20 protein-coding genes are annotated in these 22,300 nt (G+C 72.6%); 10 read left to right on the top strand and 10 right to left on the bottom strand.

The genetic code is table 11. The features are described from left to right. Positions 1–9: 9 nt before the first annotated feature. The 3 genes from EST54_RS27620 to EST54_RS27610 form a co-directional block, all read right to left on the bottom strand. Entirely contained in the window at positions 10–1,260 is a 1,251-nt protein-coding gene (locus tag EST54_RS27620; protein ID WP_129250446.1) for a DUF2786 domain-containing protein, read from the bottom strand. Positions 1,261–1,553: 293 nt separating this feature from the next. Next, a complete protein-coding gene (locus EST54_RS27615) occupies positions 1,554–2,834 on the bottom strand; it encodes a L,D-transpeptidase (RefSeq protein WP_129250442.1) in 1,281 nt (426 codons plus the stop codon). Positions 2,835–3,196: 362 nt separating this feature from the next. Further along, complete coding sequence (locus tag EST54_RS27610) at positions 3,197–3,535, bottom strand: hypothetical protein (protein ID WP_235447983.1); 339 nt, start codon at positions 3,533–3,535, stop codon at positions 3,197–3,199. Positions 3,536–3,643: 108 nt separating this feature from the next. On the opposite strand from EST54_RS27610, the gene EST54_RS27605 reads away from it, so the two are divergent. Then, entirely contained in the window at positions 3,644–4,036 is a 393-nt protein-coding gene (locus EST54_RS27605) for a hypothetical protein (protein WP_174857530.1), read from the top strand. 23 nt (positions 4,037–4,059) lie between these two features. Here the strand turns inward: EST54_RS27605 and hutH are convergent, their stop codons facing one another. The 5 genes from hutH to EST54_RS27580 form a co-directional block, all read right to left on the bottom strand. Continuing rightward, on the bottom strand, positions 4,060–5,604 hold the full coding sequence (hutH, locus tag EST54_RS27600; RefSeq protein ID WP_129250440.1) for a histidine ammonia-lyase: 1,545 nt from the start codon (positions 5,602–5,604) through the stop codon (positions 4,060–4,062). 109 nt (positions 5,605–5,713) lie between these two features. Further along, positions 5,714–6,826: a GGDEF domain-containing protein gene (locus EST54_RS27595; RefSeq protein WP_129250444.1), complete on the bottom strand. Its 1,113-nt coding sequence runs from the start codon at positions 6,824–6,826 to the stop codon at positions 5,714–5,716. A 315-nt stretch (positions 6,827–7,141) separates the two neighbouring features. After that, positions 7,142–7,942: an enoyl-CoA hydratase/isomerase family protein gene (locus tag EST54_RS27590; protein WP_129250439.1), complete on the bottom strand. Its 801-nt coding sequence runs from the start codon at positions 7,940–7,942 to the stop codon at positions 7,142–7,144. Positions 7,943–8,071: 129 nt separating this feature from the next. Beyond that, positions 8,072–9,316 (bottom strand): adenylate/guanylate cyclase domain-containing protein, encoded by a 1,245-nt coding sequence (locus tag EST54_RS27585; protein ID WP_129250438.1) that lies wholly within the window; start codon positions 9,314–9,316, stop codon positions 8,072–8,074. 183 nt (positions 9,317–9,499) lie between these two features. Next, positions 9,500–10,429 (bottom strand): biotin--[acetyl-CoA-carboxylase] ligase, encoded by a 930-nt coding sequence (locus tag EST54_RS27580; RefSeq protein ID WP_129250437.1) that lies wholly within the window; start codon positions 10,427–10,429, stop codon positions 9,500–9,502. Between the two features lie 131 nt (positions 10,430–10,560). On the opposite strand from EST54_RS27580, the gene EST54_RS27575 reads away from it, so the two are divergent. The 7 genes from EST54_RS27575 to EST54_RS27550 all read left to right on the top strand — a co-directional run bounded on the left by EST54_RS27575 (position 10,561) and on the right by EST54_RS27550 (position 16,507). After that, positions 10,561–12,150 (top strand): acyl-CoA carboxylase subunit beta, encoded by a 1,590-nt coding sequence (locus EST54_RS27575; RefSeq protein ID WP_129250436.1) that lies wholly within the window; start codon positions 10,561–10,563, stop codon positions 12,148–12,150. Positions 12,151–12,198: 48 nt separating this feature from the next. Next, the gene (locus EST54_RS27570; protein ID WP_129250435.1) at positions 12,199–12,411 is read left to right on the top strand and encodes an acyl-CoA carboxylase epsilon subunit; all 213 of its coding nucleotides are present in this window, start codon (positions 12,199–12,201) and stop codon (positions 12,409–12,411) included. A gap of 136 nt (positions 12,412–12,547) precedes the next feature. Next, positions 12,548–12,673, top strand: coding sequence for a morphogenic membrane protein MmpB (gene mmpB / locus EST54_RS35975; protein ID WP_006603536.1), 126 nt, complete (start codon positions 12,548–12,550; stop codon positions 12,671–12,673). A 165-nt stretch (positions 12,674–12,838) separates the two neighbouring features. Continuing rightward, a complete protein-coding gene (locus tag EST54_RS27565; RefSeq protein ID WP_129250434.1) occupies positions 12,839–14,323 on the top strand; it encodes a peptidoglycan D,D-transpeptidase FtsI family protein in 1,485 nt (494 codons plus the stop codon). Between the two features lie 50 nt (positions 14,324–14,373). Beyond that, positions 14,374–14,985: a nucleoside triphosphate pyrophosphatase gene (locus EST54_RS27560; RefSeq protein WP_129250433.1), complete on the top strand. Its 612-nt coding sequence runs from the start codon at positions 14,374–14,376 to the stop codon at positions 14,983–14,985. Positions 14,986–15,043: 58 nt separating this feature from the next. After that, the gene (locus EST54_RS27555) at positions 15,044–15,874 is read left to right on the top strand and encodes an MOSC domain-containing protein (protein WP_129250432.1); all 831 of its coding nucleotides are present in this window, start codon (positions 15,044–15,046) and stop codon (positions 15,872–15,874) included. 51 nt (positions 15,875–15,925) lie between these two features. After that, positions 15,926–16,507, top strand: a complete 582-nt coding sequence (locus tag EST54_RS27550; RefSeq protein WP_129250431.1) for a DJ-1/PfpI family protein — start codon at positions 15,926–15,928, stop codon at positions 16,505–16,507. Positions 16,508–16,549: 42 nt separating this feature from the next. Here EST54_RS27550 and EST54_RS27545 read toward each other — a convergent pair whose 3' ends face one another. Further along, the gene (locus tag EST54_RS27545; protein ID WP_129250443.1) at positions 16,550–17,014 is read right to left on the bottom strand and encodes a hypothetical protein; all 465 of its coding nucleotides are present in this window, start codon (positions 17,012–17,014) and stop codon (positions 16,550–16,552) included. A 482-nt stretch (positions 17,015–17,496) separates the two neighbouring features. On the opposite strand from EST54_RS27545, the gene EST54_RS27540 reads away from it, so the two are divergent. Further along, positions 17,497–19,266, top strand: coding sequence for an acetyl/propionyl/methylcrotonyl-CoA carboxylase subunit alpha (locus EST54_RS27540; RefSeq protein ID WP_129250430.1), 1,770 nt, complete (start codon positions 17,497–17,499; stop codon positions 19,264–19,266). A gap of 145 nt (positions 19,267–19,411) precedes the next feature. Here EST54_RS27540 and EST54_RS27535 read toward each other — a convergent pair whose 3' ends face one another. Next, the gene (locus EST54_RS27535) at positions 19,412–20,596 is read right to left on the bottom strand and encodes an alpha/beta hydrolase (RefSeq protein ID WP_129250429.1); all 1,185 of its coding nucleotides are present in this window, start codon (positions 20,594–20,596) and stop codon (positions 19,412–19,414) included. A gap of 353 nt (positions 20,597–20,949) precedes the next feature. Between EST54_RS27535 and EST54_RS27530 the strand changes: the two genes are divergently transcribed. After that, on the top strand, positions 20,950–22,218 hold the full coding sequence (locus EST54_RS27530) for a hypothetical protein (RefSeq protein ID WP_129250428.1): 1,269 nt from the start codon (positions 20,950–20,952) through the stop codon (positions 22,216–22,218). Positions 22,219–22,300: the final 82 nt, after the last annotated feature.

Raw genomic sequence — 22,300 nt, 5'->3', positions numbered from 1 at the left:
CCCCCGGGCTCACCCCTCCCCCAGCCGTGCCCGGTCCGCTGCCGCCCGTCCCTGGTGCCAGCCGTCCGCGTCGCGTACGCCGCGCAGGCGGACCGGGGCGGTGTCGGGGAAGAGGGCGCCGGTGGTCTCCTCGACGGCCAGTTCGCGGGCGGCGAGGACCGGAAGGAGGTCGGGGGCCGCGGGGGTCGACGCGGCGGAGGCGGTGGCCGTCGCGGTGGCCGTGGCCTCGGCGAGCCGGTCGCGGATGCGGTCGGCGTAGGCGACGAGGAAGGTCTGCCGGAAGTCCCGGGTGCGGCGGGAGCGGCCGCGGGCGGGGGGCGTACCGCCGGTGCCGCCCGGCTCCTTGCGTGCGCGGGGGAGGCCGTCGGCCGCGCGGTGCATCGCGGTGGTGGCCTGGAGCAGCAGCGAGGTGTAGAGCATCTCGGCCGCCTCCAGGTCGGACGCGAAGCCGACGAGGGTGGAGAAGCCGACGTCGGCGGCCCAGACGGCCCGGCAGCGGTTGGCGGCCGCGACCGCGTCGAGCAGCAGCGCCTTGGCCTGTTCGTACGGGCCCTCGATGCCGATCCGGACCGCTGACGGGCCGGCGGTCCGCCCGCCGCGGGGGCCGTCCGCGCGGTCGAGGAGCGCCTCGTCGATGCTGTGCCGGGCCATCAGCTCCTGGGCCTTGGCGGACAGCGCCTCCGCCTCCTCGGCGAAGTCGGTCGCCTCGGCCTTGGCGAGCAGTCCGCGGATCCGGCCGAGGGCACGGTCCGCGGCGGCGCCGGCCGGGCCGCTCGTCCCCGCGGTCCGCGGCGGGGCCGGCAGCGGGGTGATCCGGGGCAGCCGGGCGAGCGTGCGCAGCGCCGCCAGCACGTCGTACGCGGTCTCGAAGCGGGAGGTGCGGCGGCGGGCGGCCAGCGCGTCGAGATAGCCGCCGTCGGACGGCCACCAGACCTCGGCGCCGAGGTCGCGCAGCTGACCGGCCCAGCGGGGGTCCCGCGGGGGACGCGCGGCGGGCGGCCGGGCCGCCTCGGCGGCGACGGCATCGACGACCAGGGCCGCCTGGGTGGTGCCGGGGGTCTCGCGCCGTACGATCCGCTCCAGGTCGGCGGGGTACCAGCCGCCCGCCCAACACTGCCGCACCCCGGCCACGGCGGCGGCGACCACGGCCGCGCTCACCGCCTCCCAGCCGGCCTCGGCCGCGGCCAGCATCGAGGCGCCGGCCTCGATCGCGTCCTCGGCCGGCTCGCCGTCCGGCGCGTAACGGACGCTGCCGAGCACCTGCCCGACCAGTTCACCGGCCGCCGGCGACGACGGCCCGCCCCGCCCTTTGCTTCCGCGCTCGCTCACCCGCTCAACTGTACGGAGGACGGCGCCGCGACCTGCTTTCCGGTGCCGGTCGGCCGGGCACCCGTACACAGCAAGGCCGACGCCCGGCGCGCCCCGTCCTCCTGGGGCGCGGCCGGGCGTCGGCCTGTTCACGGATGAGCGGCGGTCCCGGCGCACGTCCCGCGCCGCGGCCGCCGTCACCCCTCGCGGTCACCCCTCGGCGTCACTGCCGTGGGGCCGCGGGGTCAGTTGACCGCGCTGCCGGCCACCCACTGCGACCAGTCCATGTTCCAGCCGTTGAGGCCGTTGTCCGGCTTGACGGTCCGCTCGGGGGAATTGATCACCTTGACGACGTCGCCGGTCTGCGAGTGGTCGAAGAACCATGCCCCGTCCGTCTTGCTGTCCTTGGCACCCTTGACGTCCTGGAGGCCGATGCAGCCGTGGCTGGTGTTGGCGTGGCCGAAGACGCCCTTGCCCCAGTAGTTGCCGTGGATGAAGGTGCCGGACGACGTCAGGCGCTGGGCGTGCGGCACATCGTGGATGTCGTACTCGCCCTTGCCGCCCTTCTTCTTGAAGCCGACGGTCGAGCCGTCCATCCGGGTCTGCTTGAACCGCTCCGAGATGACCATCTGGCCGCCGTAGGTCGGGTGGTCGTCGGCGCCGGCCGAGATCGGCAGGGTCTTGATCGTGCGGCCGTCGCGCACCACCGTCATCTCGTGCTTCTTGGTGTCGACGGTGCTGACCTGCGAGTGGCCGACCCGGAAGCCGACGGTCTTGTGCTGGATGCCCGTGACGCCCGGCGAGGCCTCGACGCCGTTCAGGTTCAGGGTCATGGTGACCTTGGAGTTCGCCTTCCAGTACTCCTGGGGGCGGAAGTCGAGCCGCTTGTCGTTGAACCAGTGGCCGACGACCGGCTGGTTGCTGTCGTCGGAGACCGTGATCGCGGACTGGACGGCGGCCTTGTTCGTGACCGGCTTGTCGAAGTTGACCGACACCGGCATGCCGACGCCGACGGTCGAGCCGTCCTCGGGCGTGAAGTTCCCGATGAAGCTGTTCGTCGGGGAGACGGTGGTGAAGGTGGAGTTCTCCACCGCCGTGCGGCCCTGGGCGTCCACGGCGTGCGCGGTGACCTTGTACTTCGTCGACCGGTTCAGCGGCTGGTTCGGCTTCCAGGAGCTGCCGTCGGCCGAGAGCGTGCCGTCGACGGTCCTCTTGGCGTCGACCGAGGTCATGGCGACATCGGTGAGTTTGCCGTCGCTGACCGTGACCAGGGCGTCGCCGTTGATGCCCGCGTCGGTGGCCCCGTCCGCCGGGAGGATCTTGATCCTGGCGTCGGAGGCGTCCTTCGCGGCCGCCTCGTCCACCTGCTGGGTGTTCTCGTGACGGGTGCCGTCACTGCCACCCGTGCCTCGGTCGGCCGCACTGCTGCCGCCACACGCCGCAAGCGTGAGTACGCCCCCCAGCAGCGCGGCGCTGGCCACAAGGCGTTTGCGACGCTTGCTGTCCGTTATCACACGCATCTCCATTGCTACCGGTTTCGCACGTATCCCCGAGCGAGCTGCCAACTGAACGCAGGCATATCTGGACGCAGGCATTCCGGCCGACGCCATGGAAACGCCTTTTCCATTTCACCGGTTCCATGCCTCCGCAAAGTGTGGTGTAGGACACGTATCGCCCCGATGCCGGTCAGAAGGTGATCGCAGTCAGAAATCGGGCGCTCTGCGGTGAGAAATCGACCTCTCGCGGTGAGAAATCGGGGGCTCCGGGGTCGGGGGTCGGGCCCCCCGAGGTAGCCGGCCCCCGTACGGCGGGTGCCGTACGGGGGCCGTGGTCAGCGGTCGGGGGGCGCGCCGGCGGGAGGGGACGCGGCGCGCGGGAGGGGTGCCGGTCAGCCCTCCCCGTCGGCGTCGTCGGCCAGATCCCACTCCGCCGCGTCCCACTCGGCGTCCGGGTCGTAGTCGGTCAGCTCCTCGCTGCTCCAGGAGGCCTGCGCGAGTTCGGTCCCCGGCACCGCGGTGACCAGGTCGAACGGGTCGATCAGATGGGCCAGCGCGTCCGCCGGGTCCTCCTTGACCGCCGCCAGGGACTGCCTGCGCTCCTCGTCGGGGAGCGAGGGGTCCTTGTCGATGTGGTCGACGGCGGCGCCGGTCAGCCGGCGGGTGTCGGTGATCTCCATGATCAGTTCGACATGAAGCCGCACAAAACGTGATGTCTCGCCATTGCTCATAGCACGGAGGTTAGGCATGGACGGGTCCCGACTTCCCTGCGACCCGCGGCTGTCATTAACATCTGAGGTCAACGGCCAATTCGCCGACCCACAAGGGAGATCGCATCCGTGACGGCACGACGACCACTGCTGACCGCCGCGGCCGCGGGATCGGTGCTGTTCGCCCTGTGGTTCGTACCGTCCGCCCATGCCACCGCGGAGCTTGACGGGGTGACAGATTCCCGTCCGCGGGCGGCCTCCGTACCGGCCGGGCCCGAGGTGGCCGACCGGGCCGGGGACCAGGCGCGGGACGGCGACGCCCGGTCCGCGACGACCACCGCGCACGACGGCGCCCGCTACACCGGCACCGACCGTCAGCAGGCCGGCACCGCACCGCACTTCCTCGCCGACACCGGCAGCCCGGACACCACGCCGTACGTGATCGGGGGCACCGCCTGCCTCGCGCTCGGCGCCGGCCTGGTCAGCTACTCCGTCCGCCGCACCCGCGACGGGAGCAGCTGAGGCCGGCGCCCGGTCCGGCCTCGTTACGCCAGCGCGCCGGTGACCGACTCCACCGCCGCCACCAGCTTCCCGTCCCGCACGAACGCATACGCGCCCGCCAGGTCGGGGGCCAGGAAGCGGTCGTCGCCCGGTCCCTCGATGCCCGCGCCGCGCACCGCGTCCAGCACGGCACGGGTGGCCGGGGCCGGCACCAGGCCCTCGCGCATCTCGATGGCACGGGTCGCCGCGTAGAGCTCGACGGCGATGATCCGGGTCAGGTTGTCGACCGCGGTGCGCAGCTTGCGCGCCGCCGACCAGCCCATCGAGACGTGGTCCTCCTGCATGGCGGAGGACGGGATGGAGTCCACCGAGGCCGGTGCGGCCAGCCGCTTCAACTCGCTGACCAGGGCGGCCTGGGTGTACTGGGCGATCATCAGGCCGGAGTCGACGCCCGGGTCGCCGGCCAGGAAGGCGGGCAGCCCGTGCGAGCGGTTCTTGTCCAGGAGGCGGTCGGTACGGCGCTCGGCGATGGAGCCGAGGTCGGCGGCGGCGATGGCCAGGAAGTCCAGGACGTAGGCGACCGGGGCGCCGTGGAAGTTGCCGTTGGACTCCACCCGGCCGTCCGGGAGGACGACGGGGTTGTCGACGGCGGCGGCCAGCTCGCGGTCGGCGACCAGCCGGGCGTGGTCGAGGGTGTCCCGGCCGGCGCCGGCGACCTGCGGGGCGCAGCGGATGGAGTAGGCGTCCTGGACGCGCGGGGCGTCGTCCTGGAGGTGGCCGGTGAAGCCCGAACCGGTCAGCACCTTGGACATGTTGGCAGCGGCGGCCGCCTGCCCGGGGTGCGGGCGGATGGCGTGCAGCTCGGGCGCGAGGACCTTGTCCGTGCCGAGCAGCGCCTCCAGGGACAGGGCCGCGGTGATGTCCGCGGAGGTGAACAGCCGGGCGAGATCGGCGCAGGCCATCACGAGCATGCCGAGCATGCCGTCGGTGCCGTTGAGGAGCGCCAGGCCCTCCTTCTCGCGCAGCTCGACGGGCTCGATGCCGTGCGCGGCCAGCAGCTCACCGGCCGGGCGGACCACGCCGTCGGGGCCCTCCGCGTCGCCCTCGCCCATCAGCGTCAGCGCGCAGTGCGAGAGCGGTGCGAGGTCGCCCGAGCAGCCGAGCGAGCCGTATTCGTGGACGACGGGGGTGATGCCGGCGTTGAGTATCGCGGCCATCGTCTCGACGACCAGGGGGCGGACGCCGGTGTGCCCGGAGGCGAGCGTCTTCAGCCGCAGGAACATCAGGGCCCGGACCACCTCGCGCTCGACCCGCGGGCCCATGCCGGCCGCGTGCGAGCGCACGATGTTGCGCTGGAGCTGGACCCGCAGCTCGGGGCTGATGTGCCGGACGGCCAGCGCCCCGAAGCCGGTGGAGACGCCGTAGACGGGGTCTGGCTTGGCGGCGAGCTCGTCGATGAAGGCGCGGGAGGCGGCGACGGCCGCGAGGGCCTCCTCGGACAGCTCGATCCGGGCGGCGCCGCGGGCCACCGCGATGACGTCCTGTGCGCGCGTGCCGGACGTCCCCAGCACCACAGTGTGCATATCCATATTCAGGCACCCTAGAGACTGAATCGCCAGATGTCACCACCGGATTTCGGGATCACCCCCGCCCCGGGGGCGCGGGCCGCCGAGCCGGGGCGCGGGGCGGGGCGCACCCTCATCTCCGGAAGCGCCGGCGCTCCGGCCCCGGCCGCCGGTCCGGGGCGTCCGCGAGCCGGACGACCGGGTCGTCCCTGCCGCCGTGCCGCCCGGCGACCACCGGCTCGCCCGACCGCGCCGCCTTGGCCTTGTACTGCGCGGCGTCCGCGAGCCGGAAGAGCCGCCGGGGGCTGCGCACCTCACCGATCGGATCACCGGTCGAGGCGACCCCGACCGCGACCCCCTCACCCAGGTCCAACTCCCCCGCCCGGTCGCACAGTTCACCGGCGACCTTGACCACCTCGTCGGCCGGCGGGCCCACCGCCAGCAGACAGAATTCGTCGCCGCCGAGCCGGGCGGCCAGGGTGCCCGGCAGCATGGCGCCGCACAGCGACAGCACCGAGCCGAAGCGCTCCAGCAGCCGGTCGCCGACCGCGTGGCCGCGGGAGTCGTTCACCCGCTTCAGCCCGTTCAGGTCACACACCACCAGGCTGACCACCACCTCGTCGCTGCGGTGCAGCTCCAGCGCCTCGTCCAGCCGCATGTCGACGGCGCGGCGGTTGGCGAGACCGGTCAACGAGTCCGTGAACGCCAGCCGGCGCACCTCCGCCAGCCGCTCGGTCTGGGCGATCCCGGCGGCCGTCACGGCGGCGAGCACACCGGCGAAGTCGGCGTCCGCCCGGCCGAAGACCGGTTCCCCCGTACGCCGCGCGACATACAGCTCGCCCCACGCCCGGCCGTGCAGCACGATGGGCGCGACCACACAGCAGCCGCGGCCCCGGCGGCGCAGCGCGGCCACCCGCTGCGCGTTGCCCCGGCCGCCGTCCCGCTCCTCGCGCGCCGGGGCGCCGGCCGGCCCCTCGGCGGCCTCCACCCAGGCGCTGGACTCGCCGCCGCCCGCCCACTGCTCGTGCACGAAGCCGGCGATCTCCGGGAACTCGTGGACCGGGTAGCTCTCGTCGTCGGGGAACTCCTCCTCGCCGTCGGCGAGTTCGCCGGTATTGACCAGCACCCGCAGCTTGCCCAGCTCACGCTCCCATTTCGAGATCGCCGCGAAGGAGCCGCCCAGGGCCTGGCACACGCCCTGGGCCGCGGCGTGCGCCGATTCGCGCGGCGTGTGCGCGGCCGCCATCGCCTGCGCCAGCTCCACCACGGCCCGCAGCCTCGCATCGCCCTCGCCCGTCACCGGATCCTCGCATTCCGTCACCGTGAGCACGCTCTGTATTCCAGCGTAGGAATGTTTAACCCCTTCCGCCCCTTCCGGTACGCGTTCGACACCCGGGCGCTCCGCGCGTCGGCCCTGGTCGGGGCGGGACGGGTCACTCTCCGGTGAGGCCTTGCGGGCAGGTCTTACGGTGCGTCACCGGGGGCGGTGCACCACCGGAGCACCGCCGCCCGTCCGTCCCGCCGGCCGCCCGCCGTCACCGGTTGCCGGCCCGGCCCCGGTTCACTCGCCGGGCCACTGCGGTTCCCGCTTCTCGTTGAAGGCCGCCACGCCCTCCGTCCGGTCCCCGGAGAAGGCCACGCTGCGCCAGGCACCGTCCTCCAGGTCCAGGCCGGTCCGCAGGTCCAGCCCGTGCCCCAGCCGCAGGGCACGCTTGGCGGCGCGCAGTCCGAGCGGCGAGTTCCGGGCGATCCGGGCCGCCAGCTCCAGCGCCTCGGCGCGGTCACGCCCGTCCTCGACCAGCTGGTCGACCAGGCCCAGCTCCGCGGCCTCCGGCGCCGGCACCCGCCGCGCGGTGAACACCAGCTCGGCCGCCCGCGCCGCGCCCACCCGGCGCGGCAGCAGCTGGGTGCCCCCGCCGCCCGGGATGACGCCCACCGACACCTCCGGCAGGCCGACCGTCGCCGTACCGTCGGCCACGATCAGATCGCAGGCCAGCGCCAGCTCGTAGCCGCCGCCGAGCGCGAAGCCGTGCACCGCGGCGATGGTGGGCACCGGCAGTTCCAGTACGCCCGTGTAGGCGGCGCGGGTGCGCGGGCGCTGCCGCATCAGCTCCGCGTCGGTGAGGGAGTTGCGCTCCTTGAGGTCCGCGCCGACACAGAACGCCCGCTCGTGGGTGGAGGTGAGGACCACCGCCCGCACGGAGCGGTCCGCCGCCAGCTCGTCGCAGGCCTGCGCCAGGCTGTCGGCCATGGCCGTCGACACGGCGTTCATCGCCTTCGGACGGTCCATGATCAGTTCCGCCACGTGGTCATGGCGCTCGATGGCGACCCAGCCGTCCGCGCCGAACCGTCGCTGTGACATGCAGCCCTCCCTGTGAACGGTCGTTGACCTGACGCAGGGATCATGTCAGGTACGCGCCGCGGGGCACAGGAGGGGGCAGGGGCCGGTGGGGAAGCCGTATGCGTCCGCGGAGCCCCGGCCGGTCGCGGGTCAGCCGCGGCGGCTCAGCAGCCAGGGCTCGACCACGCCCAGGCCGCGCACCGGCCGCTGCCACATCGGCTGGAGCGCGAAGCGGTACGACGGGGGCGGGCTGCCGGTGCCCTCCTCGGCGGCCTTCTCCGCGGCCGCGTGCTCGGCCTCGGAGACCGGCGCCTCGCCGATCCGCCCCAGCTCCTCGGCGAACGCCTCGTCCACCAGCACGGTGTCCTTCGGCGCTATCGAGGTCAGGCGGCTGGCGAGGTTCACGGTCGTACCGAAGACATCGCCCATCCGGGTCGTGACCGTGCCGAAGGCGATGCCGACCCGCAGCTCCGGCATCGTCTCGTCGTGGGTCATCGTCTCGATCAGCCGCAATCCGATCTCGGCGGCGACGCCGGCGTCGTCGGCGGAGAAGAGGACCTCGTCACCGAGGGTCTTGATGAGCCGGCCGCCGTGCGCGGCCACCAGGTCGGAGCAGGTGGTCTCGAACGCCTCCACCAGCTCGCCGAGTTCCTCCTCCTCCAGGCGGCGGGTCAGGCGGGTGAAGCCCACCAGGTCGGCGAAGCCCACCGCGAGCCGGCGGTCGACCATCTCGGCGTCGTCCTGGGCCCGTACGACCCGGCCGGTGGCGGCGGCGAGCTGGCGCCGCCAGACGTAGACGAGGAACTCCTCCAGCTCGGGGAGGAGCAGCTCGACCAGCGGATAGGTGATCTCCGTACGGGTCAGGCCGGAGTCCTGGGGCTCGGTGAGGCCCTCCAGGAAGGAGTCGATCTGCCAGTCGGCCAGACGGGCGGTGGTCTGGCCCGTGGACCGGGCGACCTGGATGGCCATGGCCTCGCTCAGCAGGCCCGCCTCCACGAGACCGGCGAGGCGGCGCAGGGCCAGCACGTCGGCCTCGGTGAGGGCCTTGACCTGGCCGATGTCGGCGAAGCCCATGGCCCGCCAGAAGCGGGCCGCGAGATCCATGGAGACACCGGCGCCGCGGGCCGCCTGAAACGGGGTGTAGCGGCGGTCGGCGCCGAGGATGAGCTGTTCGAGGCGGACGGCGATGTTGTGCTCGTCGTCCTCGCCCGCGGCCGCCGGGTCGTCGGGGGCGGTGCCCGCCGGGTCGGTCCCGGTCGGTGCCAAGGCCTCGGCGGGGACGCCGCCCGTACCGCCGGCCGAGGCCCGTGCGGAACCCTCGGCGGGGACGTCGCGCACGGCGTCGTCCTCGGTGTCCACGTCGCGCGGGGTGGCGCCCGAGTCGTCGGCGGTCACCGGCCGCTCCCTGTCCGATCCCTGCGCACTGCCCTTCCGATCACTGCTCGCCGGTGGTCCGCTCCCTGGCGGACCGCCTCAACGATACGGCAGGTGTGCTCTGGCTCACTCTCACACGTCGGCTCCGGCCACGGTAGGGGAGAGCTGCGCCGGCGGCGGGCGGTCCGCCGGAGCCGGCCGCCCTCACCCCTCGTGGCCTGCACCGTCGCCCGGGCCGGCCGGGGGCGCGGGACGCAGATGGACGATGTCCCCGGCCCCGACCGGCTGCTGCATGCCGTCCGCCGTGGCCAGCACCAGGCGGCCGTCGCCGTCGATGGCCACCGCCTCGCCGGTGAGGTCGCCGCCGCCGGGGAGTTCGGCGCGTACGGAACGGCCCAGGGTGGCGCAGCCGGCGGCGTAGGCCTCCTGGAGGCGGCTGGCGGCGGGGTCGCCGTCGGCGGTCTGCCATTCGCCGTACCAGTGCTCCAGCGCGCGCAGGACGGCGCGCAGCAGCGGGTCGCGGTCGGTGGTGCGGGCGCCGGCCAGGGCCAGCGAGCCGGCCGTGGGCACCGGGAGTTCCGCGGCGGTGAGGGAGACGTTGAGGCCGATGCCGACGACGACGCCGGCGCCGGCCCGCTCCGCGAGGATGCCGCCCGCCTTGCGTTCCGCGGCGGCCCCGGATCCGCCCGCATCATCGGCGGAAGTCACCAGGAGGTCGTTGGGCCACTTGAGTGCCGTGTCGATGTCGGCCGCGCGGGAGACGGCGGTGGCGGTGGCGACGCCGGCGAGCAGCGGCAGCCAGCCCCAGCGCTCCACGGGGACGCGGGGGGTGAGGTAGACGGAGAAGAAGAGGCCGGAGCGCGGGGGCGCCGACCAGGTGCGGTCGAGGCGGCCGCGGCCGGCGGACTGCTCCTCGGCCACCAGAACGGCGCCCTCGGCCGCCTCGCCCCGGGCCGCCCGGTCCGCCAGGTCGGAATTGGTGGAACCCGTGGCGGCGACGACGTCCAGGGAGGTCCACAGCGAGCCGGGGCGCACCAGGGCCCGGCGCAGCGCCGTGGCGTTCAGCGGGGGGCGGCCCAGATCACTCCAGCGACCGGCATCTTTGTCATGGTTTTCCGGTGGTTGAGGCGTCATGGGACCAGCCTAGGTGTGGTCAACGACGCAGTGCCGCTGAGCAGTCCCGCCGATACGCTACGAGTCGGTAGCCACACCCGTACCACCCTCCGTACGAGCACCAGTCCAGGACGAGCAGGAGCCGCATCCCGATGTCCGAGCCGGAAGCACACATCCACACCACCGCGGGCAAACTGGCGGATCTGCAGCGGCGGGTCGAAGAGGCCACGCATGCCGGTTCCGCCCGTGCCGTGGAAAAGCAGCACGCCAAGGGCAAGTTGACGGCGCGTGAGCGCATCGATCTCCTGCTGGACGAGGGCTCGTTCGTCGAGCTGGACGAGTTCGCGCGGCACCGGTCGACCAATTTCGGGCTGGAGCAGAACCGCCCCTACGGCGACGGGGTGGTGTCCGGCTACGGCACGGTCGACGGCCGCCCGGTGGCGGTCTTCTCCCAGGACTTCACCGTCTTCGGCGGGGCGCTGGGTGAGGTCTTCGGCGAGAAGATCGTCAAGGTGATGGACTTCGCGCTCAAGACCGGCTGCCCGGTCATCGGCATCAACGACTCCGGCGGCGCGCGCATCCAGGAGGGCGTGGTCTCGCTGGGCATGTACGGCGAGATCTTCCGCCGCAACACCCATGCCTCGGGTGTGATCCCGCAGATCAGCCTGATCGTCGGCCCGTGCGCGGGCGGCGCGGTCTACTCCCCCGCCATCACCGACTTCACGGTCATGGTCGACCAGACCTCCCACATGTTCATCACCGGACCGGACGTGATCAAGACCGTCACCGGCGAGGACGTGGGCTTCGAGGAGCTGGGCGGCGCCCGTACCCACAACACCACCTCGGGCGTGGCCCACCACATGGCGGGCGACGAGAAGGACGCCATCGACTACGTCAAGGGTCTGCTGTCGTACCTCCCGTCCAACAACCTCTCCGAGCCGCCCGCCTTCCCGGAGGAGGTGGACCTGGAGACCTCGGACACCGACCGTGAGCTGGACGTCCTGATCCCGGACTCGGCCAACCAGCCGTACGACATGGTCTCCGCGATCGAGCACGTCCTGGACGACGGCGAATTCCTGGAGACCCAGGCGCTGTTCGCGCCGAACATCGTCACCGGCTTCGGGCGGGTGGAGGGCCACGCCGTCGGCGTGGTCGCCAACCAGCCGATGCAGTTCGCCGGCATCCTGGACATCAAGGCGTCGGAGAAGGCCGCGCGGTTCGTGCGGACCTGCGACGCGTTCAACGTCCCGGTGATCACCTTCGTGGACGTGCCCGGCTTCCTGCCCGGCACGGACCAGGAGTACGACGGCATCATCCGGCGCGGCGCCAAGCTGATCTTCGCCTACGCGGAGGCCACGGTCCCGCTGATCACGGTCATCACGCGCAAGGCGTTCGGCGGCGCCTATGACGTCATGGGCTCCAAGCACCTGGGCGCGGACCTCAATCTGGCCTGGCCGACCGCGCAGATCGCCGTCATGGGCGCGCAGGGCGCGGTCAACATCCTGCACCGCCGCACGCTGGCCGGGATCGAGGACCCGGCCGCCCAGGACGAGCGCCGCCAGGAGCTGATCCAGGAGTACGAGGACACCCTGCTCAACCCGTACGTCGCGGCCGAGCGCGGCTACGTCGACGCGGTGATCATGCCGTCCGAGACGCGCCGGCACATCGTCCGCGGGCTGCGCACGCTGCGCAACAAGCGCGAGGCGCTGCCCCCGAAGAAGCACGGCAACATCCCCCTCTGACCGGCAGCACCCGTCCAGCACCAGCAAAGGCAAAGGAGGAGGTCGTCGATGATCAAGGTCGTACGGGGCAATCCCACCCCCGAGGAGCTGGCCGCCGCAGTGGCGGTGGTGCAGGCCCGCGCGGCGGCCGCCGCGACCGTCGCGCCCGGCGGCAAGGACCGCGGAACCGAGTGGTCGGACCCCGCGGCCACGGTTCCGGCGCGGGCGCGGATGCCGCACCCGGGCCCGCGGGCCTGGCGGACGAGTTACTGGCCGCACTGAGCCGCCGGCGGCGTGCGGTGACCGGCCGGGCGGGCCGGTCATGTCGGTGCATAGTGCACTGACTAGTCCTTTGCGTGTGTGGCGCCTGAGTACGCGTACTCAGGCGCCACACGCACAGCGGGCACAGGATCGATACATGCTGTGGTCCGATCCGCCCGATGAGCCTCCTGAGGAGCTGCGCGAAGTGCAGGCCAAGCTCCGCAGGCTGGGCATCGTGCTGGCCGTCGCCGCGGTGCTGGTGACGCTCCTGCTCGCGGTATAGCCGCGCCCGCCACCCGGCGGCCGCGGCGGGAGTTCCCGTGAAGCGGGAGGTAACGGTCACAGCCCATTCCCGCAACCATCGCCCCTGAAATCCCTTCTTTCCCTCCCGAGGGCGTAAATCGGTCGCCCGGTGCCGGGCCAGGCAGCCGAACCGGAGGGAAGCGCGATGAACAGGCCGTTGAGGCATACAGCCGTCTTCTGCGGGGTGCTGATGCTGGCACTGCTGGGCCGTGCCACCTGGGTCCAGTTCGTGCAGGCCGACAAGCTGGCCAACGACCCCAACAACCGCCGGGTCAAGATCGAGGCGTTCTCCTACCCGCGCGGCAACATCATCGTCGGCGGCCAGCCGGTCACCGGCTCCGTGGCGACCTCCGGCGACTTCAAGTACAAGCGCACCTACAAGGACGGCCCGATGTACGCGCCGGTCACCGGGTTCGCCTCGCAGGCGATAGGCACCTCGTTCCTGGAAGGCGTCTACAACAAGGTGCTCAGCGGCAAGGACGACCGGCTCGCCCTCAAGCAGGCCAAGTCCGTGCTGACCGGTGAGAAGCCGCGCGGCGGCGATGTGCTCACCACCATCGACCCCAAGGCGCAGAAGGCCGCGTACAAGGGACTGACCGACCTCAACGCCAAGGGCGCGGTGGTCGCGCTCGACCCGCGCAACGGCAAGGTCCTCGCGCTGGCCTCCACCCCCTCCTACGACCCCTCGCAGTTCGCCGGGATCTCCACCGCCGAGGGCAAGAAGTTCAAGGCGCTGGACGACGACAAGACCAAGCCGATGAGCAACCGGGCGCTGCGCGAGACCTACGCCCCCGGCTCCACCTTCAAGATCCTCACCGCGGCGGCGGCCCTGGAGCACGGCGTGATCAGCGACATCAACGCCCCGACCGGCGCCCCCGCCCCCTACCAGCTGCCGCTCAGCTCGACCAAGGTCGGCAACGATGTGGCCGGTGCGCCCTGCGACAAGGCCTCGCTGAAGACCGGCATGCAGTGGTCGTGCAACAACGTCTTCCTCGACACCGCGCTGAAGGTCGGCAAGGACAAGATGCGCGAGACCGCCGAGAAGTTCGGGTTCAACTCCGACGTCTACGACAAGGACTTCGGCGACATGCGGGCCACCAAGAGCCTCTACCCCAGCAAGCTCGACAAGCCGCAGACCGCGCTGACCGGCATGGGCCAGGGCAGCCTCACCAGCACCCCGATGCAGATGGCGATGGTGACCGCCGCCCTCGCCAACGACGGCAAGCTGATGATGCCGCACGTCGTCGACGAGGTGCGCGGCCCCGACCTGGCGACGCTCCAGAAGTTCGACCCGAAGCAGATGTCCCAGGCCGTCTCCTCCGACACCGCGAAGAAGGTGCAGGAGATGATGGAGTACACCGTCTCGGACGGCACCGCCTCCAAGGCCAAGATCGACGGCGTGACCGTCGGCGGCAAGACCGGCACCGCCCAGCACGGCGCGGACGTCAACGACGAGCGCCCGTACGCCTGGTTCGTCTCCTACGCCAAGCAGAGCGACGGCTCCTCCCCGGTCGCGGTCGCCGTCTTCGTCGACCCCAAGGACATGGACATCCAGCGGTCGGAGATCGCCGGCGGCAAGCTGGGCGGGCCGATCGCGAAGTCGGTGATGGAAGCGGTGCTGAAGAAGTAGCCGGGCCCGCGCCGGGCCCCGGCCTCCCGGGGCTCCGTACGATGGCGCACATGACCGAAGAGCCCCGCCCCCGCCGTCTCGTCCTCGCCTCCCAGTCCCCCGCCCGGCTGGCCCTGCTGCTCCAGGCCGGGCTGGCGCCCGAGGTCGTCGTCAGCGGTGTCGACGAGGACGCGCTGAGCGCCGCCACCCCCGGTGAGCTGGCCCGCATACTCGCCGAGGCGAAGGCCGCCGCCGTCGCCGCCCGCCCGGAGGTCCACGGCGCGCTGGTCGTCGGCTGCGACTCGGTCCTGGAGCTGGACGGGCGGGCGCTGGGCAAGCCCGCGGACGCCGAGGACGCCACCGCCCGCTGGAAGTCCATGCGCGGCCGCTCCGGCGTCCTGCAGACCGGCCACTGCGTCATCGACACCGCGACCGGCCGCCAGGCGGCCGCCACCGCCTCGACCACCGTCCGCTTCGGCGAACCGACCGACGACGAGATCGCCGCCTACGTCGCGAGCGGCGAGCCGCTGCACGTCGCCGGCGCCTTCACCCTCGACGGCCGCTCCGCCCCCTTCATCGACGGCATCGACGGCGACCCGGGCAACGTCATCGGCCTGTCCCTGCCGCTGCTGCGCCGGCTGCTCGCGGACCTGGACGTGGCGATCACCGACCTGTGGACCTGACGCCGCCCCCGGCGACAAACGGCAGCGGCCCGCGCCGCCCCGGTCGTACGCTGCCCGCATGGTGACCGTTGTCGAACTGATCAGCTACCCCGTCAAGGGCTGTGCCGGCATCCCGGCCGCCGAGGCGGAGCTCACCCCGGCCGGCCTCCGGCACGACCGCAGCTTCATGGTCGTCGCGGCGGACGGCGTGTTCCGCAGCCAGCGCACGGACCCGCGGCTGGCGGTGATCCGCCCCGAGGTCAGCGCCGACGGGAACCATCTCACCCTGTCGGCGCCGGGAGTTGACCCCCTCCGGTTCGGCATCGACGCCGGCACCGGCACGGCGGCCCGGGCGGAGGTCGAGATGTTCCGCACGCCCTACCGCGCGGTCGACCAGGGCGCCGAAGCGGCCGGCTGGCTCTCGGAGGTGCTGGGCGCGCCCAGCCGGCTGGTGCGCGTCCCCCCGGAGCACGACCGGGTGACCGACGGCCTCACCCCCGGCACATCCGGCTTCGCCGACAGCAGCGCCGTGCACGTCCTCTCCCGCGCCTCCCTCGACGACCTCAACGCCCGCATCACCGCGGCCGGCCGGGCACCGCTGCCGATCAGCCGCTTCCGGCCCAACTTCGTCGTCGACGGCTGGACGGAGCCGGGGACCGAGGACCGGGCGCGGCGCCTGACCGTCGGCGACTGCGAGCTGGGCTTCACCAAGCTCGCCGTGCGCTGCGCCGTCACCCTCGTCGACCAGCACACCGGGGCCAAGGCGGGCCCCGAGCCGCTGCGCACGCTCGCCTCCTACCGGCGGGTGCCGGAGGGCGGGGTCGCGTTCGGCTCGAAGTTCTCCGTGCTGAAGACCGGAAAGGTGGCGGTCGGCGACGCATTCCACGTCACCGACTGGGGAACCGATTGACCCGGAACGACTCGATCGCCCCGATCGACGCCATCGCGAGGAGTGCGCAGCATGCCCAAGATTCTCATCATCGCCGGCGACGCCACCGAGGACCTGGAGTTCTTCTACCCGTACCAGCGGCTGCTGGAGGAGGGGTACGAGCCGCTGATCGCCGCCCCGACGCACAAGAAGCTGCAGTTCGTCGTCCATGACTTCGTCGAGGCCTTCGACACCTACGTCGAGCGCGAGGGCCACTCCTGGCCGTCCGATCTCGCCCTGTCCGACGTCGATCCGGCCGACTACGCGGCGCTGGTGCTCCCCGGCGGCCGGGCCCCCGAATACCTGCGCAACGACCCCGACTACCAGCGCCTCGTCCGCCACTTCTTCGACGCCGACAAGCCCGTCGCCCACATCTGCCACGCGGCGATCACCCTGGCCCCGCTCGGCCTCCTCAAGGGCCGCCGGACCGCCGCCTATCCGGCCTGCGCACCGGACGTGGAGATGGGCGGCGGGACCTTCGTCGACGACTCGGCCGTGGTGGACGGCAAGGTCGTCTCCGCCCGCGCCTGGAACGACCACCCGGACTGGATGCGCGCGTTCATGGACGTCCTGCGGGAGCACGCCCCGGTGAAGAAGAGCGCCGGGGACCACTGAACACCCGGCCGCCTCCCCTGCCGGCGCCCCAACGACCGGACGTCAGGCGGACGTAGGCGCAGCCGGCGGTACGCCGTTCGGGGGGTTTTCCGCGTTTCCGCGCCCGTCCCCCGGACGGCCCTCGCCGTACGCCACCAGCGTCAGCACCAGCAGCCCCAGCACGACCATCAGCGCGAGGAAGGCGACCCAGCCGGCCAGCCCGACGGCGAGCGCACCCAGGACCCCGTGCACCACGGCACAGCTGATGAGGCAGATACGGGCGAAGCCGGCGGGCGCGCGGTCCCGCAGCGCGCCGCGGACCAGGACGGCCGCGCAGAGCAGCAGATAGAGGCCGAAGACGCCGCCGCCGATCCAGGATCCGGCGGACATCGCGCGCGGCTGCAGCCCGGCCAGGGACATCTGCTGCCGGTCCACGACGATGCTCAGGATCCAGTTGAGCAGCACGATCCCGCATGCCTCCAGGACCAGGACCGCCGCCGCGACCAAGGCCACCGGCCGTCGCGCCATCGTCACCCCGTCCACCCACTTCCGCCGTGTGCCGTGCCCGGTCGCCCAGGTGGGCGCCGGTTCCCGCGTGTTCCGCCGTTACCGCAAGTACAGAAGACATCGGGCACGCTACTAATGGGTAATGCCTGGGGCAAGGGTTCTGCACGGGTGGATACGGACCATGGCGAGCGGCGTCCGGCGGCACGCCGGGAGGGACGGAGCCGACCGCAAAGTTTCCTTCGCCCATTCGTAGGGACTCCACAAAGAATTGACGATCCGCAGGACGCCCGAAGCGCGAGACCTAAGCCACACCAGGACTCGAGCCGGAGCCCAGGAATCCGGGCCTACCCTGGGACACCAGGGGACTTAGGCCCCTCACTGGCGCTCCGAGCACACTCCGTGTGGGCAAGCTCACCCCAGGGAACGGGTCGGCACGCGGTGTCGCCAGTCCCTAAAATCGCCGCATCCATAAGTTACGGCGAAGCGCCAAGGAAGGACCCATCGTGCGCAAGGTGCTCATCGCCAACCGTGGCGAAATCGCTGTTCGCGTTGCCCGTGCATGCCGGGACGCGGGGATCGGGAGCGTAGCCGTCTACGCCGACCCCGACCGGGACGCCCTGCACGTCCGCGCGGCAGACGAGGCGTACGCCTTGGGCGGTGACACTCCTGCCACCAGCTACCTGGACATCGCCAAGGTCTTGGCCGCCGCCGCCGATTCCGGCGCCGACGCCATCCACCCCGGCTACGGCTTCCTGTCGGAGAACGCCGAGTTCGCCCAGGCCGTCCTCGACGCCGGACTGACCTGGATCGGCCCGCCGCCCCACGCCATCCGCGACCTCGGCGACAAGGTCGCCGCCCGGCACATCGCCCAGCGCGCCGGTGCCCCCCTGGTCGCCGGCACCCCCGACCCGGTCTCCGGCGCCGAGGAGGTCGTGGCCTTCGCCAAGGAGCACGGCCTGCCCATCGCGATCAAGGCGGCCTTCGGCGGCGGCGGCCGCGGCCTGAAGGTCGCCCGCACCCTCGACGAGGTGCCCGAGCTCTACGACTCCGCGGTACGCGAGGCGGTCGCCGCCTTCGGCCGCGGCGAGTGCTTCGTCGAGCGGTACCTCGACCGCCCCCGGCACGTCGAGACCCAGTGCCTGGCCGACAAGCACGGCAACGTCGTCGTGGTCTCCACCCGCGACTGCTCGCTCCAGCGCCGCCACCAGAAGCTCGTCGAGGAGGCCCCGGCCCCCTTCCTGAGCGACGAGCAGAACGCCGAGCTCTACCGCGCCTCCAAGGCCATCCTCAAGGAAGCCGGCTACGAGGGCGCGGGCACCTGCGAATTCCTCGTCGGCCAGGACGGCACCATCTCCTTCCTGGAGGTCAACACCCGCCTCCAGGTCGAGCACCCGGTCACCGAAGAGGTCACCGGCCTCGACCTGGTCCGCGAGATGTTCCGCATCGCCGACGGCGAAGAGCTCGGCTACGACGACCCGCCGGTGCGCGGCCACTCCTTCGAGTTCCGCATCAACGGCGAGGACCCGGGCCGCAACTTCCTCCCGGCCCCCGGCACCGTCACCACGTTCGACGCGCCGGCCGGCCCCGGCGTCCGACTGGACGCGGGCGTCGAGTCCGGCTCGGTCATCGGCCCCGCCTGGGACTCCCTCCTCGCCAAGCTGATCGTCACCGGCGCCACCCGCGCGCAGGCTCTGCAGCGCGCCTCCCGTGCGCTGGCGGAGTTCACCGTCGAGGGCATGGCCACCGCCATCCCCTTCCACCGCACCGTCGTCACCGACCCGGCCTTCGCCCCCGAACTCACCGGCTCCGCCGACCCGTTCACGGTCCACACCCGCTGGATCGAGACCGAGTTCGTCAACGAGATCCCGCCGTTCACCGCGCCCGGCACCGACGAGGCCGAGGCGGACAGCCGCGAGACGGTCGTCGTCGAGGTCGGTGGCAAGCGCCTGGAGGTCTCGCTGCCGTCCTCGCTGGGCATGCCCCTGGCCCGCGCCGCGGTCGCCGGCGGCGCCAAGCCCAAGCGCAAGGCCGCCAAGAAGTCCGGCTCCGCCGCCTCCGGCGACTCGCTCGCCTCCCCGATGCAGGGCACCATCGTCAAGGTCGCCGTCGAGGAGGGCCAGCAGGTCACCGAGGGCGAGCTCGTCGTCGTCCTGGAAGCGATGAAGATGGAGCAGCCGCTCAACGCGCACCGCTCCGGCACCATCAAGGGCCTGACCGCCGAGGTCGGCGCCGCCCTCACCTCAGGCGCCGTCATCTGCGAGATCAAGGACTGACGCGCCACCGTCCGGCATACGCGAGGGGCTCCCGGCACATCCGCCGGGAGCCCCTCGCGCATCCCGGGAGCCCGCCCCGCCTGCCGGTCCACGGCGGCCAGGAATTCCCCGGACCAGGAATGCCCCGGACCAGGAATGCCCCGGGCTAGGAATTCCCCACCACATCCTCCGGGAACGTCAACGAACGGCTCATCCACTGCAGCGCCGTGGGAAGTTCACGCCGCCAGGTGGCGAAGTTGTGGCTGCCGTGGTCGAGTACGACGGACTCCGCCTTCATCGGCGGCTTGACGGCCGCCAGAAACGCCCTGGCCGCCGGGTAGTTCTTCTCCCCGCTGCGGCTCGTGCCGACAAGGACGTCCACCTGGGGTGCGGGCAGATGCCGCAGCCGCCACATCAGATCGTGCTCCTGACGGCGGCGCGCCCGGTCCCGGCCGTCACCGAAGAGATTGCCGGTGGTGGGATCGTCGGCGACCTTGTAGTCGGGTGAGAGCGCGGCCGCCGAGGTGTACGTACGGTCGTGCCGCATGGCGAGCTGGAGGGCGCAGCTGCCGCCCGAGGAGTACCCCAGCACGCCCCAGCCGCCGGGGTCGTGGCCGACGCGGTAGTGCGACCGCAGCGCGTCCGGCACATCGCGGGCGAAGAACGTCTCGGCCTGCGGGCCGCCGGGCACGTCGACGCACTGGGTGTCGCGCGGCGGGGCGATGGTGGGCCGCATCATCACGATGACCGTCGGCTGCATCCGCCCCTCCCGGATCAACTGGGCAGCGGTCTGCGGCAGCCGCAGGTGCTGGCCGAGCAGAAAGGTCCCGCCCGGATAGCCGCTGAGCGCGAGGATGACAGGGAACCGCTGGCGGGCGTACTGGGGCTGGAAGTACTGCGGCGGCAAATACACGTACGCCGGGTCCACCGCCCGGGTCCGCTTGCCGACGATCCGTACGGACTCCACCCGGCCCGCGTTCGCCGGCGCCCCCTTCGGCAGCCCGTGCACCTTGTCCAGACCGTCCGCCCCCGACGTCTGCACCAGCCCCTTCGACGGGTCGCCGGCCGGCCCGGCCGCACCCCCGTCGCCCCATTTGCCGACGGCGCCCGGCGCATCGTCGTAGAGCCCGAGCAACTCGTGCCAGGAGGCGTAGAACTGGAAGTTGGCGTTCACGGCCAGCCCGAGCGCCGCCACGATGGCCAGCTGCGTCCCGGCGATCACCCCGAGCCGCCCCAGCAGCGCCCGCGGCCCGCGCCCCGCGAACCGCGGCCACAGCCAGAGGGTCAGTCCCACGCAGACCACGGCGGCCGCGGCCATGGCGTACAACAACGACCGGCTGGTCAGTCCCATGACGTTCCCCAGATGTCCGCGCCGCGACCCGCTCCCCCGGCGGCCTGCCACGGCGTAATCCCGGGCCTCCGGAACATCCCCGAAGACCTCATTCCGCCTGGTTTGATGGCCCGTACCGGGGCGGCGTTGCGGGCACCACGAGGTGTTCGGGCGCCCGACTCCCGCGGTACGCCGGGACTTCACACACCATCCCCCGGGCAGACACGGAACGGTTCGCCAGAACGCGGACGGGGGCACGTCACGGGGAGGCACACACCGCCCGCCAGAAAGAGACCGACAGCGGGCATGCGCCTCCTCAGCGACCGCCCGGCCCCGGGGCCGCCGCCCCCTCACACAAGGAGACAACCGGCACCGTGACCACGGAACTCCGCCACCTGACGGGTGCCCGCCAGGCCCTCACCGTCATCCTCCCCGTCCGGCTCGCCGCCCCGCCGCCCTGGGAAGAGGGGCCGCTGCCGTTCGCACTCGGCAGCCGCCGTGCCGACACGGCCACCCGGCAGACCTACTTCACCCCCTCCGCGGCCCGGGTCCTCTACGGAACCCCGGAACGCCCCTGCCGCTGGCACCGCTTCGAGAACCGCACCCACGGCCCGCTGCACCTGCACGGCATCGAACTGCTCCGCACCGCCACCGCCCGCCACCCCGGAGCCGCCCTGGCGGTCCTGCACTTCATGGTCGAGGGACCCGCGCTCCTGGACACCCTGCGGGCCATCGGCCACCGCCACTCGGCGGACCCCGACCCCCTGGAGGGGCCGCTGGCGCCGGAAGCCCTCCTGGCGGGCGTCGCCGTCCCCGACACCTCCGAGGCGCCCTTCGCCATCGCCCGCCCCTACACCATCGCCTTTCTCACCCCACGGGCCGCGCACACCCCGGCCCTGCGCCAGGGCGACCGGCTCCCCGCCACCGCCGACCAGTGGCTGTGGTCCCTGGCCTCCCGCTCCACGGCCGCCGACTTCCCGCTGGCACCGGAGCTCCTGCCGTCCCAGATGGAGCACGCGGTGCGAATATCCGCCGACTGGAGCGCCCTCGTGCTCCGGCACGGGGCGGCCTTCCTCGGCCACCGTCCGGACCACGGCGACGGCGACTTCTACGACTTCGGCGCCGTGCACCACCGCACCATCTACCTCGACGCCCTACTCCTCGGCACCGTGCAGCGCGACCACATCGACGAACTCACCGAGGCCCTCTCCGGCGTGTTCGACGGCCCCAAACTCGGCGCCCGCGTCGCCGCGCTGGAAACGCAGATCGCCGGCTTCCGCAGCACGTACTGGCGCCAGCATCTGACCGCCCACGGCCCGGCCAACGAACTCCTCCTCGCCTACCAGGCCCAGTACCGCCTCCCCGACCGCTTCACGGAAATCCTCGCCGAGGCGGCCGACTACGCCAGGCTCGTCCAGACCCAGGACAACCAGCAGATCGCCGGCGCCCTGGGCGTCCTGACCATCCTCGGCCTCCCCCTGGGCACCGCACTGAGCATCCTCCAAGTACTCGACGACCACGCCCCCGCCCACCTCCTCCTCGCCCTGGCCACCGCAGCCCTGGCCACCGCCCTCGCCTTCACCACCCGCTACGGCCGCCTCGTGCTGTCGTCCCTCCGCAACCGGGTGGGGCGCGGGAGGTGAGGGCACGGCCATGACAGCGCCCCGCCCGGTTGCGGAGGGACGACAGCACGAGGCGGCCGTAGCGGGTGGTGAAGGCGAGGGC

The organism is Streptomyces sioyaensis, from assembly GCF_004122735.1.
In the GTDB taxonomy this organism is placed as follows: domain Bacteria; phylum Actinomycetota; class Actinomycetes; order Streptomycetales; family Streptomycetaceae; genus Streptomyces; species Streptomyces sioyaensis.
The sequence above is the reverse complement of the archived record's forward strand: the minus strand, read 5'-3'. Positions and strand labels throughout refer to the sequence as shown.

Excerpts from the sequence above, each read along its gene's own strand:
- hutH (WP_129250440.1), bottom strand. The coding sequence starts at position 5,604 with ATGGATATGCACACTGTGGTGCTGGGGACGTCCGGCACGCGCGCACAG.
- EST54_RS27545 (WP_129250443.1), bottom strand. The coding sequence starts at position 17,014 with ATGGCGCGACGGCCGGTGGCCTTGGTCGCGGCGGCGGTCCTGGTCCTG.
- mmpB (WP_006603536.1), top strand. The coding sequence starts at position 12,548 with ATGCTGTGGTCCGATCCGCCCGATGAGCCTCCTGAGGAGCTGCGCGAA.
- EST54_RS27610 (WP_235447983.1), bottom strand. The coding sequence starts at position 3,535 with ATGAGCAATGGCGAGACATCACGTTTTGTGCGGCTTCATGTCGAACTG.
- EST54_RS27555 (WP_129250432.1), top strand. The coding sequence starts at position 15,044 with ATGGTGACCGTTGTCGAACTGATCAGCTACCCCGTCAAGGGCTGTGCC.
- EST54_RS27535 (WP_129250429.1), bottom strand. The coding sequence starts at position 20,596 with ATGGGACTGACCAGCCGGTCGTTGTTGTACGCCATGGCCGCGGCCGCC.
- EST54_RS27550 (WP_129250431.1), top strand. The coding sequence starts at position 15,926 with ATGCCCAAGATTCTCATCATCGCCGGCGACGCCACCGAGGACCTGGAG.
- EST54_RS27570 (WP_129250435.1), top strand. The coding sequence starts at position 12,199 with ATGATCAAGGTCGTACGGGGCAATCCCACCCCCGAGGAGCTGGCCGCC.
- EST54_RS27560 (WP_129250433.1), top strand. The coding sequence starts at position 14,374 with ATGACCGAAGAGCCCCGCCCCCGCCGTCTCGTCCTCGCCTCCCAGTCC.
- EST54_RS27615 (WP_129250442.1), bottom strand. The coding sequence starts at position 2,834 with ATGGAGATGCGTGTGATAACGGACAGCAAGCGTCGCAAACGCCTTGTG.
- EST54_RS27595 (WP_129250444.1), bottom strand. The coding sequence starts at position 6,826 with ATGGCGGCCGCGCACACGCCGCGCGAATCGGCGCACGCCGCGGCCCAG.
- EST54_RS27575 (WP_129250436.1), top strand. The coding sequence starts at position 10,561 with ATGTCCGAGCCGGAAGCACACATCCACACCACCGCGGGCAAACTGGCG.
- EST54_RS27565 (WP_129250434.1), top strand. The coding sequence starts at position 12,839 with ATGAACAGGCCGTTGAGGCATACAGCCGTCTTCTGCGGGGTGCTGATG.
- EST54_RS27580 (WP_129250437.1), bottom strand. The coding sequence starts at position 10,429 with ATGACGCCTCAACCACCGGAAAACCATGACAAAGATGCCGGTCGCTGG.
- EST54_RS27590 (WP_129250439.1), bottom strand. The coding sequence starts at position 7,942 with ATGTCACAGCGACGGTTCGGCGCGGACGGCTGGGTCGCCATCGAGCGC.